Source organism: Pedobacter jeongneungensis (assembly GCF_039538295.1).
GTDB classification, from domain to species: Bacteria; Bacteroidota; Bacteroidia; order Sphingobacteriales; family Sphingobacteriaceae; genus Pedobacter; species Pedobacter jeongneungensis.
The window spans coordinates 407,769-423,229 of record NZ_BAABBY010000006.1; the positions used below are offsets into that span (position 1 = coordinate 407,769).

The following is a 15,461-nucleotide window of genomic DNA, read 5'->3' on the forward strand; positions in this document are numbered from 1 at the left end:
AAAGAAGAAATAAAAATGATCAACTACAACCCTAAAGACTGGAGTACCTTCATTTTTCATATCGATAAGAGCGACACTTTCAGAAAGCTTTGGCCTTTAATGCTTGGAGTAGCCGTATTTTCAGGCTTGGTGGCATATGCTGAATTAAATTATTTTCAGCTTTCTAAAACCAGCAATGTGACCAATATCGGTATGATGCACAGCTTATTAGGCTTTGTTTTATCGCTATTATTGGTTTTCAGAACTAATACTGCTTACGACAGGTGGTGGGAAGGCAGAAAATTGCTGGGGGCGCTAACCAACGTAAGCCGTAACCTGGCCATAAAAATTAAAGCACTTAAACTGGAAGAGGATGATGTCCGCTTTTTCGAATATGGCATCCCTAAATATGCTTTTGCATTAAAAGAACATTTACGCGAAAAGATGTATTTTGGCAAGAACAGCTTGTTAATTGAAGTTGAGGAAGGTAAACATATTCCAAACCAGATAGCAAGCAGTTTAACCAGCAGGTTCTACGGTCTGTTAGAAAAGGGGGCAATTTCGCAGGAACAATTTATCGTACTTTCGGGCGACTTTAATCAGTTTACTGATATTTGCGGTGCCTGCGAAAGAATCAAAAATACTCCGATCCCGTTTTCTTACAGCGCATTTATTAAGAAATTTATTTTTGTTTACGTAATCACCCTGCCCTTTGGCTGGGTTTTTAGTTTAGGTTACTTTGTTGTGCCAATTGTTCCCTTTATCCTTTATGTATTAGCGAGTTTGGAGTTGATAGCTGAAGAAATAGAGAATCCGTTTGGTTATGATGCAAATGATCTTCCGGTAGATCAGATTTGCAACAATATAGAAAAACACGTGGGAGAGATTCTAGGCTAATGATTAAAATTGCCTGGCATCCGATATACGCGCACCCTTTACCCGAGGGACACCGTTTTCCTATGCTGAAATATGAACTGATACCTGAACAACTATTACATGAAGGTACGATTGAACATCAAAATTTGTTCAGTCCTGAGCCACTTAGCGATGAAATTGTACTGCTGACACACCAAAAGGCTTATTGGGAGCAGTTAAGGGATTTAACACTTTCAGCTAAAGACCAAAGGCGGATTGGCTTTCCCTTAGATGCACAACTTGTTGAACGAGAGCTGAGGATTGCACAAGGCACCATTGATGGCGCTTATTTTGCTATGGAGAATGGAATTGCGTTTAACGTAGCTGGGGGAACACATCATGCGGGTAGTAATTGGGGAGAAGGATTTTGTCTGTTAAATGACCAGGCCATTGCTGCTAACTATTTATTAAATAATAACTTAGCCCAACGTATCTTAATTATTGATTTAGATGTGCACCAGGGTAATGGTACCGCAGAAATCTTTCAGCACGAGCCGCGTGTATTTACTTTTTCGATGCATGGCGATAAAAATTTTCCATTCAGGAAAGAGATTTCCAGTCTGGATGTACCATTGGATGATGGCTTGCAGGATGAAGCATATCTCTCATTATTAAATATTAATCTTAAAAAAGCATTCGAAAGATCAAAGCCTGATTTTGTATTTTACCTTTCGGGCGTAGATGTGCTTTCTACCGATAAACTGGGTAAGCTCTCGTTAAGTAAAGCTGCCTGCAAAGAACGCGACAGGATTGTGCTGCAGGCCTGTAAAAACAAAAACCTGCCTTTACAGGTAAGTATGGGTGGTGGCTATTCCACTGAGATTAAAGATATTGTTGATGCACATTGCAATACTTACCGGTTAGCGTTTGATTTATTTGCTTAAGCCATCCCTCAAAAAACATAATATCCTTATCTTCGCGGCAATATGTTGGAGATTATTTATCAGGATGAGCATTTGATTGCAATTAATAAGCCGCATGGTCTTTTAGTGCATCAGTCTTCTATTGCCAGAGATGCCACTGAATTTGCATTACAAATGCTTAGAGATCAGGTGGGCAAACATGTTAGTCCGGTACACAGGCTCGATAGAAAAACCAGCGGAATTTTATTGTTTGCTTTTGATAAGGTTTCTGAAACTGCTATGCATCAGCAGTTTATGAATGCCGAAACCGATAAAAAATATTTAGCCATATTAAGGGGATTTGCGCCTGATGCGATGGACATTGATTATCCGCTGGCAAAAGAAAACGGAACGATGCAAGACGCTTTTACTTCATTCAGAACACTCCAAAAGGCAGAGGTTGAAGTGGCTTTTGGCAAACATCCAACTTCACGTTATTCACTGGTAGAAGCCACGCCTAAAACCGGGAGAATGCACCAGCTCAGGAGACATTTCAGTCATATCCTTCATCCGATTATTGGTGATCGCACACATGGCTGTAACAAACAAAATAAATTCTTCAAAGAGCAATGGGATATGACGACCATGTTGCTGCATGCTTCTGAACTGCAGTTTATTCACCCCATTACCAAACAAAAAATACATTTAAAAGCCGGTTTACACGACGAATTTAAAAGAGTAATGGATTTCATGAAAATGGAACATTAACACAATTTTTGTCATCAAAATCTGTTTATATAGCATCTATGATTAAATACTTACGATTCACACTCCCGGTTTTAGCGCTTTTTGCAGCCAGTTGTTCTTCTGTTTATATGCCTAATGTTCCAAATACGCCCATGTTAAGTAAGCAGGGCGAATTTAGTGGTGGGGCGCATATTTCTTTAAAAGGTAATGCCAGTGTTAATGGTGCCTACGCCGTTTCGGATCATGTTGGATTACTTTTTAGTGGTTCAAGAATGAACAGCGAAAGGAGAACCAAAGATTTTGGACACAAATTAATTGAAATTGGCGGTGGTTACTTTGATACTTTTGGACCAGAAAATAACCGGATTATTGAAATTTATGCCGGAGTAGGTAAGGGCTGGAGCGATATTACTTTCCGCGATTTTAAAGATGACGTACTGATTAGCAATGAAGTACAGGATGTGGATTACAGAAAAACTTTTCTACAGGTAAACTACAGCTCGAAAAAGAAAAATAACCTGCGTTTATTTGGAACTGACTTTCCGATCAATTATGGTACGGCATTAAGGATTAGTCATATTAAAATGGATCGTTTCTTTTTAAATGGTGTAGTACAGCCTAAAGAAGATAACATTTTTTTCGAACCCGTATTTTTTACCCGAATGGCACTTAGCAAAACTTTTCAGCTACAATATACCACTAGTAGTAATATTGGCCTGAAGAAGCGCAAATACATGTCTGCGGGCAATTCTATCTTCACCATTGGTGTGGTGGTGAATGTTGGAGGGAAATAGCATTAGTTTGTCATTCTGAGGGATAATTAATTTTATAAAAATCAATATGAATGACAGAAGAATCTTCGCGCAATGATAAGCCGCTAAGTTCGTCATTGCTGAGAAGGCTTTTTCAGCCGACGAAGCAATCTTTCTAACAATGGTCGCTAGCAGGAAAGATTGCTTCGTCGTTCCTCCTCGCAATGACGACCTTTCTAAATCTGTCAATGGTAGCGCACGAAGAATCTGTTTTGAGTTTTAGGATCAATGACGCAATCATAATGGGGCCTGCTAAGCAGTGACCTTTTTTTTTGCGGGGGTTACGACATTTCAACTTGGAGAAAGGCGAAATCTATCTATAAGAAAATTGTGTCTGATAGATTTCTCCACTGCGGTCGAAATGACGGATTAATCTAAAAATTTAGCTTTTGCACCTTCAAACTTCTCGTTTTATTCTGAAACCTTAAAAATAATAGGATAGAGGCAGTTAATAAACCCAAAGTTAATCCATACCAGATCCCGTTAACACCTAAGCCAAACTGAAAACCCAATAAATACCCCACAGGAATTCCAACAACCCAGTAGGCCAGAAATGTGATAAAAGTTGGAATATTAACATCCCCTATGCCACGTAACACGCCTAAACCCACCACCTGCGTACCATCAAACAGTTGAAAAAAGCCTGCAATGATTAATAACTGCGCTGCTATGGGAATTACTGCTACATCTTCGGTATAAATAAAAGGCATGACGTTGTTGGCCAATACAAAAATAACTGCAGTACAGCACATAAACAGTAAAATGACATGGTAACTTGCAATTGCCGATTTACGCAGATCATCAAAATTATTTTTTCCAAAATTATTCCCGGTTTTTATGGTAGCTGCAGAAGCCACACCGCTGGCAATCATGTAGGTCATAGCAGCAAGGCTAATTGCAATCTGATGCGCAGCCTGTTCTACCGCACCAATAGTGCCAATTAGTACAGCAGCACCACTAAAAGCACTGATTTCGAAAGAATATTGCATGGCAACAGGCATTCCGATCTTTGCAATTTTAACTGCCCTTAATTTATCAAAAAATGTAGCTTTGAAACTGATCAGGTACTTTTTAAAATGTTGTGAGCGCAATACATAAATCGACATTACAGTCGCCATCAGAATCCTGTCGATCAAAGTACTTAAACCTACACCACTAACCCCCATTGATTTGATGCCAAACATTCCTTTAACAAAAATAATCCCCAAAATAATGTTGAGGGCATTTCCCCAGATGGAAACAAACATCGCCTGCTTGGTAAATCCTAAACCCTCTGCAAATTGTTTAAAGGTCTGGAAAACCAATAAAGGAATAATGGAAACCGATAAAAGATTAAGATAAGGTTTGGCATAACGAACCACTTCCGGTGTTTGCTCGAGGTGATCGATTACAAAGAATATCCCCAACTGAACCAGCACATACAAGAATATGCCAACACAGATGTTGATAATTAAACTGTTTGATAAAAGTTTTCCGCATTCATCGTAATTCTGACGACCGTTTTCCTGAGCAATCAATGGCGTTAAACCATAGGAAATACCCAAACCGATCACTAAAATGAGCATGAATATGCTGTTAACCAGCGAAACTGCTGCTAATTGAATGGTATCGGTAAAATGGCCAACTATAATACTATCGGCCATGTGCACCAGAGTATGACCTACCTGCGAACCTACAATTGGCAGCGCCAAATGAAGATTTTCCTTATAATAGGGTTTATATTTGGTGTAAATTTTAGAAAACATAGTTTGCAAAGGTCGGGTTTTTAAAGCTCAAAAAATAGGGTTGTAGAAAAGTTAATGTCCAGATGTCGTCATTTCGGGCGGAGTGCAACGGAGCCAAGAAATCTACAGAATTAAATCTTTCTCTCGAACTTTCCGGATTGCGCTTCATCCGATAGCTATCGGGTTGATAGGGAATTTTAATGCAATAAGCCTAAAGATTAAGATTCCCACCTGCGCGGGAATGACGACTGCTTTAATGAAGCGCTATTATAGTTATATTTAAACTACCTCACCGCAGTAAAATACTCTTCCTTTTCGGTGGTATGCGATTTAATTACATTGGTTAAAATTAAATTGACCAGAACTTTTTGGGCCTTTCGGTAAGAACTTCGCAACAGTTTGCTAAATTCTTTAAGGGTTATTTTTTCGTTCTGTTCCAGGTATTCGAGCAATTTTTTTTCGTTATCAGAATAGGAGATGAGCACACCATTGTTTTTATACTCCTGCTTCAATACTTCCACGATGATCCGGCTGGCCAGCACACTTTTATCATCAATGCGGATATAGGCCCACCATTTTTTCTGGTCATCAAGTGCATAATGGGGCTTGATATCACTTTCAGGAATGTTAACCACTAACACCAGTTTATCATCAACATAAATTTCTTCGAACTGGATTTCAATAGCAGGTTTACAAAACTGATGTGCAGCAGTTAAGATCATGTACTTTTCTTCTTCCTCTGATTTTACTCCTTTAATTGAGCCATCATCAGCAACACCTATTAATAACTTACCACCTTTATTATTGGCAAAAGCAACCAGGCTCTTGGCAATTTTTTCGGTACTGGTAATGGTTTTTTTAAAATCGAGCATTACACCCTCACCCTGCAAAATTAAATTCTTAATACTCGGCATAATCTAAAAATTAGTAAGCAACTCTGGGCATTTCGCCCTGGTGCAGGTTTCGGATATACACTTCATTCATTACGGTAGCGCACAACTCACCATCCTTACTGGTAATTTCCATAGGATAGGCTTTCACAAACTTCCCGACTGTTCTTAAAGCGTGTTCGGCCTCATTAAGCATTTCATCGGTTACCTTAATGGTAAAATATAAGGTAGAACGCCCGGGTTTTAAATATTGTATAGAGGCACTTTTTAACCATACACGTACTTTAAAACCGCGCCGCTGCATCAACTGATCAAATAATAAGGCATAAAAAGGATCGGTAGCGGCGTAAATAGTCCCCCCGAAAATAGACCCGTTATAATTTTTATTCAGGAAGCTCTTGCTAAGTTTAACCGTACAGCTTCTAAATTCATTTTCAAATTTCTGAACCCAAATGCGCTGGAAAAACAAAGGCGGGTAAAAGCGCATTACCCATTTCAGGGTGTTTTGAGAAATAATCATATTTACTAATATCAGAAAGTTTTATCACCTTTTAAAGTTTTAGCCATGTTGTTTTAGTAATATTTCCGTAATTTAGGTTATGCATGTTTACGATACAATTAGCGGCGCTTTAACAGATTTAGATAGTCGCGGTTACAATTTAGATTTCAATTTAACTCCTGACGGTTTGGAATGCAAATCAATTGATTTGTTCCTGATGCCCGAAGAATTTGAAATTGAGGAGGTTTATCGTTTTGAAGGCATGACTGATCCTGCCGATAGTTCGGTGGTTTATGCCATTTCATCAAACGTTGGCAATCTGAAAGGCGTTTTGGTTGATGGTTACGGGATGTATGCTGAAAATGTATCCCCGGAATTATTGAATAAGCTAAAAATCCATCACGAATAGCTTCTTGTTAATACTTGCAAAATATTAATAATCAACACTTTAATAAAGATAAAAGCTTTTTTGAAGAAAAAAAATAAAACCAAATGATTATAAGGTTGTTAGTTTGATAGATAACAATAAAAACTATGAAAAGAATAATCTTAAGTCTTGCTTTTGCAGGCTCTCTTATGATAGCCACATCAGCATGCAATTCGTCAAAAAATATGGCTGGTTCTTCAGACAGTACCAAGACGGATTCGACAACTACGGCACCGATGGATACTACGTCTACAAAGACGCCAGACACGACAACGAAAATGCCACCTGACACAACAAAAAAGAATCCTCCTATGTAGGATCTGAAAAGCCACTCTAAACTGAGTGGCTTTTTATTTTTAAAATCTATTTTAAATATTTGTGTTATTGCGTACTTTCAGCGTTTTAAACCAAATAAATTAAATGGACAATCAGGCAAAAGCTAACCGTAGCGTCATTTTCTTAGTCATTGTAGCCGCTCTAGGTTATTTCGTCGACATTTACGATCTCGTTTTATTCTCCGTTGTACGGGTAAAAAGTTTTACTGATATCGGTGTTTCTGCTGAGCATATGCGTACTGAAGGTGAATACGTTATTAATATGCAGATGTTTGGTTTATTGCTTGGGGGATTGCTCTGGGGTATTATTGGCGATAAATTTGGCAGGATTAAAGTATTGTTTGGTTCTATCTTAATGTATTCCCTGGCCAATATGGCTAATGGTTTTGCTACTGACGTACACACCTATGCAATTATCAGATTTGTAGCGGGCATTGGTCTTGCAGGCGAACTTGGAGCCGGGATCACCCTGGTTACCGAAACGATGGATAAAGAAAAACGTGGCTACGGAACCATGGTAGTAGCTGGTATAGGCTTATTGGGTGCAGCAGCGGCAGCCACCATCGGCAAACATTTTACCTGGCAAACTTCTTATTTTGTAGGCGGCGGCATGGGTTTATTGTTATTGCTTTTACGTGTTGGCACATTCGAATCGGGGATGTTTAAACATGCTGAGCAAAACTCTGAAGTTTCGAAAGGCAATTTCTTTATGCTCTTTTCAAACCGAAAACGTTTTTTAAAATATCTGGCTTGTATCTGTTTAGGGCTTCCGCTCTGGTTTATTGTAGGTATTTTGGTTACACAATCGCCGGAAATTGGTAAGGCTCTTGGTGCAAAAGATTTGCTTAATGCCGGTACAGGTATTATGTACACTTATTTTGGTATTGCCATCGGTGATGTAGTGTGTGGATTTCTGGCACAGGTTTTAAAATCGCGTAAGAAAACCGTGCTTATTTTTCAAAGTTTATCGGTAATTACCGTGATTGTTTATTTAACCAGTACAGGCTTAACCGAAAACAGCTTTATTCTAATTTGCTTGTTTATGGGCTTTGCTGTAGGCTATTGGGCTACATTTGTAACCATTGCTGCAGAACAGTTTGGAACCAATATCCGTTCAACCGTAACAACCACCGCACCAAACTTTGTGCGTGGTGCTTTAATTCCGATTACATTTGTTTTCGAATTTTTTGTTCACCGTTATAACATTGTTTCAGCAGGGTTTATCGTAATGGGGATTGTAACAGTAATTGCGATGATTTCTGTATCGTATTTGAAAGAAAGTTTTAATAAAGACCTTAATTACCTGGAAAGTTAGTTTTAGGACTTTAGACTAAGGACTAAAGACTCCAGACTAAAAATCAATGTCAATAAAATGTACTATCTAAACATAAATCAATATAGCAGCTTTAATAGGTGTAAATTTGCATGGAATTAGAAAGAGCCGTCATGTTTAAAGAAGAAGTAGCAGAGCGATATAAGCAAATTCAGGATGAAATTTGCCGTGGATTGGAAATTGCCGATGGCAAAGGAAAATTTGAAGAGGAATTGTGGGAGAGAAGCGGTGGGGGAGGCGGACGCACCCGGATTATGCAAAATGGCGCAATTATTGAAAAAGGTGGTGTTAATTTTTCTGCGGTACACGGTAAATTACCCGAAGCTGTAAAAAAAGCTTTTAACGTTACTGAAGATGATTTTTTTGCAACCGGTGTTTCAATTGTGATTCATCCAAACCATCCATTGGTTCCGATTATCCACATGAATATCCGTTATTTCGAATTAAACGAAGAAACCCGCTGGTTTGGTGGCGGCATCGATTTAACTCCGCATTATGTATTCGAAAACGACGCCCGTTTTTTTCACCATAAATTAAAACAGGCCTGCGACGATTTCAGCATTGATTTTTATCCGAAATTTAAAACACATGCGGATGATTATTTCTTCATTAAACACCGTGAAGAAACCCGGGGCATTGGCGGTATATTTTACGACAGATTAAAGCCTGAAAATACCAATTTATCCTGGGAGCAGATTTTAGATTTCTCTGCGAATATTGGCGAAACATTTTTACCAATTTATACGGAATTAATTGACCGTAACCGGGATAAAGAATTTACTGAAGCACAAAAGGAATGGCAATATCAACGTCGTAGCCGTTATGTAGAATTTAACCTGGTGTACGATTCGGGAACGAAATTCGGACTGGAAACCAATGGCCGGATCGAATCTATTTTAATGAGTTTACCACCACAGGCTAATTGGGGTTACAATATTCAGCCTGAAGCAGGTTCAGATGAATATAAAACCGTTCAGTTGCTTAAAAAAGGAATTAATTGGGTTTAGGAATTTCCGTCATCTCGACTGGAACGCAGTGCAATGGAGAGATCTATCTTGAGACAGATTTAGCTTCGCTGCACTTACGTGGTTCTCGGCTTCGTTGCACTTCGCTCGAAATGACGGTAATTTTGAGGAGTTAAAACAAAGTTAAGGGCGCCGATGTCTCATGAAAACCAGCTTTTAATTTACCAATCCTAAAATCGTTGACAATGTTGTGCGCCATGCGGGTTGGTTCAGGAATACGGTAATTACCAACACAATTTTTAATAATATCCAGGCTTTGTTCTGCGGTAATTAAATGACCAGCAGAGACATATACCGGCGCACAATTTATCTTTGTTCTGAGTGCAAAACCAAGCAGCTCGTCTGCATTGTTTTTAATTTCCTCAGTTTTTAATTTAACGTTTTCCGGAATGTGGTTTTTTCCGTGCAAAATACTTTTAGCGCAGCCAATGGTTGAGTGATTGGCTAAAATTCCAAAATGCGAGGCGACGCCCATACGGCGTGGATGCAGAATTCCATTCCCATCAAGTACTACAACATCTGGTTTATTACGGATGAGTTCCCAAACTTTTAACAATGCCGGAACTTCTTTAAAGCCTAAAAATCCAGCTTTATATGGAAAATTCGTTTCGTAAGTTTCTAAGGCGAATGATTTTAAAACCATGCCCGGATATGTGAGTATTACAATTCCGGCATACATGGTCGAACTGTTTTTATTGAAAGAAATATCAGCGCCTGCAATGGTTTCAATTTTCTCTAATGGCTGAAATTTTAATTGCTTGGCGAGTTCAATTTGGTAAGCAGCAGCTTCTTCGAAACTATAATGATCGTACATATTTTTAGGACAATTTGAGACAGGTAATTGTTTTAATAGACTTGTCTTATAATTAATATTATGTTAAGTTGTATTTTCTATTACCATCCCTATCGTCATAAATATTCAATAAAATTATAGTTCCTGGAGTTTGCGGTTAAGTTCCTGTACTTTATTTGTTGCTCCCTTTTTGTTGTAGATATCAATCAGCAACTGTACAGTTTTTTTATCGTTTGGATTAATTTCGTTGGCGCGTTGCAAAGCAAATTGTGCACGGTTAATTAAGCCTTTATATTTTTCGGTTTTGTCTGCATCATTTTTACGCAATGTTTCATTAGCTGTATTGATGTACGCTAAGCTTAATTGATACAAGGCGTCAAAATAATTCTGATCAGTTGACAAAGCTTTATCATAAGCTAAAATTGCAGTCGCATTATTACCGCCAACCTGTTGCAGGTAACCGTACAGGAAATAAAGCAATTTATTTCCTTTTTCAACTTTTAAATTATTTTCGATCAATCCCTGCGCTTTACTGTAATTTTCAGTATCCAATAAGAGATTGATGTAATCGTTGGTTAAAAAACGATTAAATGGATTCAAGGCCAGTCCGTCTTCTAAAGTTTTAATAGCAGTTTCATTTTCTGATTTTACTACGTACATCTGCGCCATTTTCTGAAAAACAGATGGATTTCTAATTCCATTTTCTTTTGCACGTTTAAAATAAGTTAAAGATTCATCGTACGATTGAATATTTAACGCACAAATCGCGGTATTTAGCGCCAGAGTGGTATCTGCCGGAAAATTATCCGATACTTCTTTAAGATCAGCAAATGCCTCTTTAAATTCATTGTTGAAATAAGCTTCGTTGCCTTTATCCTGCTTTTTGATCAGAATATTGTGATCAGATGCCTTAATAAGTCCCCCATTGTCATTATAACGGTCTAATGACTTTGCTTTGGCAACAGCTTCTACAGCGCTATCGTAAAATTTATTCGCATTATTCGGGTCGGTATCGATTAATGATGCAAACGAAGTAAGGTAAGATTTTATCGACCAGGTTTCGGTCCAGTTTTTTGATTTATTGTCTTTTTCGGCAGATTCTATCGATTTTAAACCTTCTGTAATAATACTTAACTGCTTTTTCTCATCTTCTTTATTGGCGATAGATGCCTGAAGTTTCCCGACAGCATTCCTGGCGATTAAAATCTGGCTTTTTTGGGCTACAGCATTAAATGAGACGAAAATAAGGGCGGTTAAAGATATTTTAAGGCAATTCTGCATAAATGTATTAATGTGATAAAACCGTAATAAACCATAAAAATAAACATAAAAAAAAGAGCCCCGAAATTTCAGGGCTCTTTTTTTAGATTGGTGAATAAATTATTGTTTAGGCAATGCGTCTAAACGTTTCTTAATGTCTTCGTAATTTTTAGTGTCGTTTCTGAAACCATAGATGGTTTTCAATGTTTCTAAAGCTCCTTGATTTTTAGCATCTACTTCAAGTGCTTTTTTGTAAAAAGGAAGAGATTTATCTAATAAAGCATTCATTTTAGCCGTTACCTCATTAAATTCTTTCACTTTTTTAGCATCAATTTTATTTCTGTCTGCTTGCAATTTTAAAGCCTGGCTGAAATAAATATTTCCCAATAATACCTGATAATTAGGGTTATTTGGTTCTTTTGCTGCCAAAGCAGTTAACATCTGCTCAGATTTTGCTGCATCACCCCTATCAATATAGATCTGCGTTTCAGTTTTAATCCAGTCGGTATTTTCAGGGAATTTAGCTGAAGCTTCTTTAATCACTGCTAAGGCTGCTGTTGTATCTTTTTGTTTGCTTAAAGCAGCGTTAATGATTTCAGAATATAAATCTTTAGATTGTGGTGAGTTTAAAGAGATTACTTTTTTAAACTGGGTAATCATACCCGGATAATCTTCAATATTTCTTGCTGCAATACCAGCATTTAAATACATCGAAGTATCCTGTGGATTGATCACGGTTGCTGCAACAAATTTTTCGTAAGCCGTTTTGTAATCTTTTTTGTTGTAAGCGATTACACCGCCGTTTCTAACCGCATTAATAATGTTGGTTTCAGCTGAATTGATGTTATCTTTTTCAGTGCCTTTGGTATCCAGTTTTTTAGCTTCAACAATTGCATCCTGTGCAATTTTAAGGTTTGCATCAGCATTTGCGGTGCTGGTAGAATCTAAAATGGCTGCAGAAGAAGCAAACAAAGCGCGGTACGACCATGCTTCCGGCATTACTTTAGATTTCTCATCAGCAATAGCTTTATCGGTATGGGCCAAGCCTTTAGCTAATGCTTCAAGTTTTTTTGCAAGCGGTGTTGTGGCGCTTGAAGAAGTTAGCTGGAATAAACCCCAGTCGTTTTTTGCCGCGGTTATTTCACTTTTCTGAGCAAAAGCAGCGCTTACCGCACCTGCTAGAAATATACTTAGAAATACTCTTTTCATAATTTTTATTCTAATCTTAATTTTAGTTAATTTTCTTCTTCCGTTTCGTTATCCGATTCGTCCTCTTCTTCTTCAGTATCATCAGCTTCAGGAGTAGTATCGGCTTCTATTTCTTCACCGTCTGTAACTACAACATCTGTTAAATCTACTGTTTCTTCTTCGTCCTCTTCGTGGTCAATTTTGGTAACCGATGCAATTTCGTCATCACCTTTTAACGATATTAAACGAACCCCCTGAGTGGCACGTCCCATTACCCTTAAAGCTGAAACCGGAATTCTGATTACAATACCTGAACGATTAATAATCATCAGATCTTCACTATCAGTAACATCTTTAATCGATACCAGTTGTCCGGTTTTTTCCGTAACATTAATGGTTTTTACCCCTTTACCACCACGGTTGGTTACACGGTAATCTTCAATATCGGTACGTTTTCCATAACCTTTTTCTGATACCACCAACACGGTAACTTCAGGATTGTTAACAGCAATCATGCCAACAACTTCATCCTGATCGTGCGCAAGCCTTACACCACGTACACCGGTAGCTGTTCTACCCATTGGACGAACGGTTTTTTCGTTAAAACGAATCGCTCTGCCTGAACGTAAGGCCATTACAATTTCGCTTTCGCCATTGGTTAAACAAGCTTCTAATAAAATATCGCCTTCGTTAATGTTAATGGCATTGATACCATTTACACGCGGACGAGAATATGCCTCAAGAGAAGTTTTCTTAATGGTACCTTTTTTAGTACACATAATGATGAAATTGTTCTCTAAATATTCCTGATCTTTAAGGTTCTTAACCTTAATATAAGCTTTAATTTTTTCTTCTTTCGGAATATTGATGATGTTCTGGATCGCTCTTCCCTTACTGGTTCGCGAACCTTCCGGAATTTCGTACACCCTGAGCCAGAAACACCTTCCTGCTTCGGTAAAGAACAACATGTAGTTATGGTTGGTGGCTACGAGCATGTGCTCAATAAAATCTTCATTTCTTGAGGTACTGCCTTTAGATCCTTTACCACCCCTTCCCTGCGCTTTAAATTCGCTTGCAGGCGTACGTTTTACATAACCTTCATGAGAAATGGTGATCACAACTTCTTCATCGTCGATGAAATCTTCCATGCTCATATCTTCGGCCGAGTGAACGATGGTAGTTCTGCGCTCATCGCCAAATTTCTGTTTCACTTCTTCCAGCTCATCTTTAATGATTTTCATCCGCAAACCTTCATCCGCTAAAATAGATTTCAAGTATTCGATGGTTTTCATTAATTCAGCATATTCTTCTTTAATCTTATCACGCTCTAGTCCTGTTAAACGACGTAAAGTCATATCCAGGATGGCACGTGCCTGAAGATCACTCAGACCGAATTTTTCCATTAAGCCTAAACGGGCTTCTTCTGGCGTTTCGGATGCACGGATCAATTTAATTACTTCATCTAAGTGATCTAAAGCAATTAAATAACCTTCTAAAATGTGTGCACGTTTTTCAGCCTCGGCTAATTCATATTTGGTACGGCGAACAATTACATCATGGCGGTGATCTACAAAATGCACAATCAAATCTTTAAGATTCAACATCTGCGGACGTCCTTTTACCAATGCAATGTTGTTTACACTGAACGAGGTTTGTAGCGCTGTATATTTATAAAGGTTGTTTAAAACGATAGAGGCATTTGCATCACGTTTAATTTCGTACACGATGCGGATACCATCTTTGTTCGATTCATCTTTGATGTTCGAAATACCTTCCAGTTTTTTCTCGCCAACCAATTCAGCAGTACGCTCAATCATTTGTGCCTTATTTACCTGGTACGGAATTTCGGTAACGATAATTACCTCGCGGTCTTTAATGTTTTCGATTTCGGCTTTTGCACGCATTACAATACGTCCGCGACCGGTTTCAAATGCTTCTTTTACACCTGTATAACCATAAATAATACCACCTGTAGGGAAATCGGGAGCTTTTACAAACTTCATTAATTCCTCTATGGTAATATCCCGGTTGTCAATATAATTTATAACCCCGTCAATCGCTTCAGTTAAGTTATGTGGCGCCATGTTAGTGGCCATCCCCACGGCAATACCCGAAGAACCGTTAACTAATAAATTAGGTATTTTTGCAGGTAAAACTGTTGGCTCCTGCTCAGTATCATCAAAGTTTAACTGAAAATCAACCGTATCTTTATTAATATCTGCAACCATTTCTTCGGCAAGTTTGCTAAAACGTGCCTCGGTATAACGCATTGCAGCCGGCGAATCACCATCAATGTGGCCAAAGTTTCCCTGTCCATCTACCATCGGGTAACGCAAACTCCAGTCCTGAGCCATACGAACCATGGTAAAATATACGGATGCATCACCGTGTGGGTGATACTTACCTAAAACCTCGCCTACAATACGGGCTGATTTTTTATAAGGTTTTCCGCTGGTTACACCTAAACCCAACATGCCGTAGAGCACACGGCGGTGTACTGGTTTCAATCCATCGCGTACATCGGGCAATGCCCTTGATACGATTACCGACATTGAATAATCAATGTAGGCCGATTTCATCTGCTCTTCTATGTTAATTTGAATGATTTTGTCGTTCTGCTGATTTTCTAAATCTTCTGCCATAAATTATTATTCTCGCTACTTAAAACGATATTAAAAAAGGGTATTACTAT

General features: G+C 38.3%; 14 protein-coding genes. 7 read left to right on the plus strand and 7 right to left on the minus strand.

Going from position 1 to position 15,461, the window contains the following annotated elements:
* The first annotated feature begins 15 nt into the window (after positions 1–15).
* The 4 genes from ABD769_RS13995 to ABD769_RS14010 are packed head-to-tail and all read left to right on the plus strand — an operon-like array spanning position 16 to position 3,277.
* Positions 16–876, plus strand: a complete 861-nt coding sequence (locus ABD769_RS13995; RefSeq protein ID WP_344852040.1) for a bestrophin family protein — start codon at positions 16–18, stop codon at positions 874–876.
* Positions 876–1,778 (plus strand): histone deacetylase family protein, encoded by a 903-nt coding sequence (locus ABD769_RS14000; protein WP_344852041.1) that lies wholly within the window; start codon positions 876–878, stop codon positions 1,776–1,778. Before ABD769_RS13995 ends, ABD769_RS14000 begins: the two co-directional genes overlap by 1 nt.
* Before the next feature lie 42 nt (positions 1,779–1,820).
* Positions 1,821–2,504: a pseudouridine synthase gene (locus ABD769_RS14005; RefSeq protein WP_344852042.1), complete on the plus strand. Its 684-nt coding sequence runs from the start codon at positions 1,821–1,823 to the stop codon at positions 2,502–2,504.
* Between the two features lie 38 nt (positions 2,505–2,542).
* Positions 2,543–3,277, plus strand: coding sequence for a hypothetical protein (locus tag ABD769_RS14010; RefSeq protein ID WP_344852043.1), 735 nt, complete (start codon positions 2,543–2,545; stop codon positions 3,275–3,277).
* A gap of 392 nt (positions 3,278–3,669) precedes the next feature.
* On the opposite strand, the gene ABD769_RS14015 is transcribed toward ABD769_RS14010, so the two are convergent.
* From ABD769_RS14015 to ABD769_RS14025, 3 genes are all read right to left on the minus strand, one after another.
* The gene (locus tag ABD769_RS14015) at positions 3,670–5,040 is read right to left on the minus strand and encodes an MATE family efflux transporter (RefSeq protein WP_344852044.1); all 1,371 of its coding nucleotides are present in this window, start codon (positions 5,038–5,040) and stop codon (positions 3,670–3,672) included.
* A gap of 263 nt (positions 5,041–5,303) precedes the next feature.
* Positions 5,304–5,933, minus strand: coding sequence for an AlbA family DNA-binding domain-containing protein (locus tag ABD769_RS14020; RefSeq protein ID WP_344852045.1), 630 nt, complete (start codon positions 5,931–5,933; stop codon positions 5,304–5,306).
* A gap of 10 nt (positions 5,934–5,943) precedes the next feature.
* Positions 5,944–6,429, minus strand: coding sequence for a PaaI family thioesterase (locus tag ABD769_RS14025; RefSeq protein WP_344852046.1), 486 nt, complete (start codon positions 6,427–6,429; stop codon positions 5,944–5,946).
* Positions 6,430–6,508: 79 nt separating this feature from the next.
* On the opposite strand from ABD769_RS14025, the gene ABD769_RS14030 reads away from it, so the two are divergent.
* The 3 genes from ABD769_RS14030 to hemF all read left to right on the plus strand — a co-directional run bounded on the left by ABD769_RS14030 (position 6,509) and on the right by hemF (position 9,510).
* Positions 6,509–6,817 carry a phosphoribosylpyrophosphate synthetase gene (locus ABD769_RS14030; RefSeq protein ID WP_344852047.1) on the plus strand — a complete coding sequence of 103 codons (309 nt, stop codon included), beginning with the start codon at positions 6,509–6,511 and terminating at the stop codon, positions 6,815–6,817.
* Positions 6,818–7,255: 438 nt separating this feature from the next.
* Positions 7,256–8,485, plus strand: coding sequence for an MFS transporter (locus ABD769_RS14035; RefSeq protein WP_344852048.1), 1,230 nt, complete (start codon positions 7,256–7,258; stop codon positions 8,483–8,485).
* 131 nt (positions 8,486–8,616) lie between these two features.
* Complete coding sequence (gene hemF / locus ABD769_RS14040) at positions 8,617–9,510, plus strand: oxygen-dependent coproporphyrinogen oxidase (RefSeq protein ID WP_344852077.1); 894 nt, start codon at positions 8,617–8,619, stop codon at positions 9,508–9,510.
* Positions 9,511–9,640: 130 nt separating this feature from the next.
* Here the strand turns inward: hemF and ABD769_RS14045 are convergent, their stop codons facing one another.
* The 4 genes from ABD769_RS14045 to gyrA form a co-directional block, all read right to left on the minus strand.
* Positions 9,641–10,342 (minus strand): endonuclease V, encoded by a 702-nt coding sequence (locus ABD769_RS14045; RefSeq protein WP_344852049.1) that lies wholly within the window; start codon positions 10,340–10,342, stop codon positions 9,641–9,643.
* A gap of 114 nt (positions 10,343–10,456) precedes the next feature.
* A complete protein-coding gene (locus tag ABD769_RS14050; RefSeq protein ID WP_344852050.1) occupies positions 10,457–11,602 on the minus strand; it encodes a tetratricopeptide repeat protein in 1,146 nt (381 codons plus the stop codon).
* A 99-nt stretch (positions 11,603–11,701) separates the two neighbouring features.
* The gene (locus ABD769_RS14055; protein ID WP_344852051.1) at positions 11,702–12,790 is read right to left on the minus strand and encodes a tetratricopeptide repeat protein; all 1,089 of its coding nucleotides are present in this window, start codon (positions 12,788–12,790) and stop codon (positions 11,702–11,704) included.
* Positions 12,791–12,816: 26 nt separating this feature from the next.
* Complete coding sequence (gene gyrA / locus ABD769_RS14060) at positions 12,817–15,411, minus strand: DNA gyrase subunit A (RefSeq protein WP_344852052.1); 2,595 nt, start codon at positions 15,409–15,411, stop codon at positions 12,817–12,819.
* Positions 15,412–15,461: the final 50 nt, after the last annotated feature.

Excerpts from the sequence above, each read along its gene's own strand:
- ABD769_RS13995 (WP_344852040.1), top strand. The coding sequence starts at position 16 with ATGATCAACTACAACCCTAAAGACTGGAGTACCTTCATTTTTCATATC.
- ABD769_RS14000 (WP_344852041.1), top strand. The coding sequence starts at position 876 with ATGATTAAAATTGCCTGGCATCCGATATACGCGCACCCTTTACCCGAG.
- ABD769_RS14005 (WP_344852042.1), top strand. The coding sequence starts at position 1,821 with ATGTTGGAGATTATTTATCAGGATGAGCATTTGATTGCAATTAATAAG.
- ABD769_RS14010 (WP_344852043.1), top strand. The coding sequence starts at position 2,543 with ATGATTAAATACTTACGATTCACACTCCCGGTTTTAGCGCTTTTTGCA.
- ABD769_RS14015 (WP_344852044.1), bottom strand. The coding sequence starts at position 5,040 with ATGTTTTCTAAAATTTACACCAAATATAAACCCTATTATAAGGAAAAT.
- ABD769_RS14020 (WP_344852045.1), bottom strand. The coding sequence starts at position 5,933 with ATGCCGAGTATTAAGAATTTAATTTTGCAGGGTGAGGGTGTAATGCTC.
- ABD769_RS14025 (WP_344852046.1), bottom strand. The coding sequence starts at position 6,429 with ATGATTATTTCTCAAAACACCCTGAAATGGGTAATGCGCTTTTACCCG.
- ABD769_RS14030 (WP_344852047.1), top strand. The coding sequence starts at position 6,509 with ATGCATGTTTACGATACAATTAGCGGCGCTTTAACAGATTTAGATAGT.
- ABD769_RS14035 (WP_344852048.1), top strand. The coding sequence starts at position 7,256 with ATGGACAATCAGGCAAAAGCTAACCGTAGCGTCATTTTCTTAGTCATT.
- hemF (WP_344852077.1), top strand. The coding sequence starts at position 8,617 with ATGTTTAAAGAAGAAGTAGCAGAGCGATATAAGCAAATTCAGGATGAA.
- ABD769_RS14045 (WP_344852049.1), bottom strand. The coding sequence starts at position 10,342 with ATGTACGATCATTATAGTTTCGAAGAAGCTGCTGCTTACCAAATTGAA.
- ABD769_RS14050 (WP_344852050.1), bottom strand. The coding sequence starts at position 11,602 with ATGCAGAATTGCCTTAAAATATCTTTAACCGCCCTTATTTTCGTCTCA.
- ABD769_RS14055 (WP_344852051.1), bottom strand. The coding sequence starts at position 12,790 with ATGAAAAGAGTATTTCTAAGTATATTTCTAGCAGGTGCGGTAAGCGCT.
- gyrA (WP_344852052.1), bottom strand. The coding sequence starts at position 15,411 with ATGGCAGAAGATTTAGAAAATCAGCAGAACGACAAAATCATTCAAATT.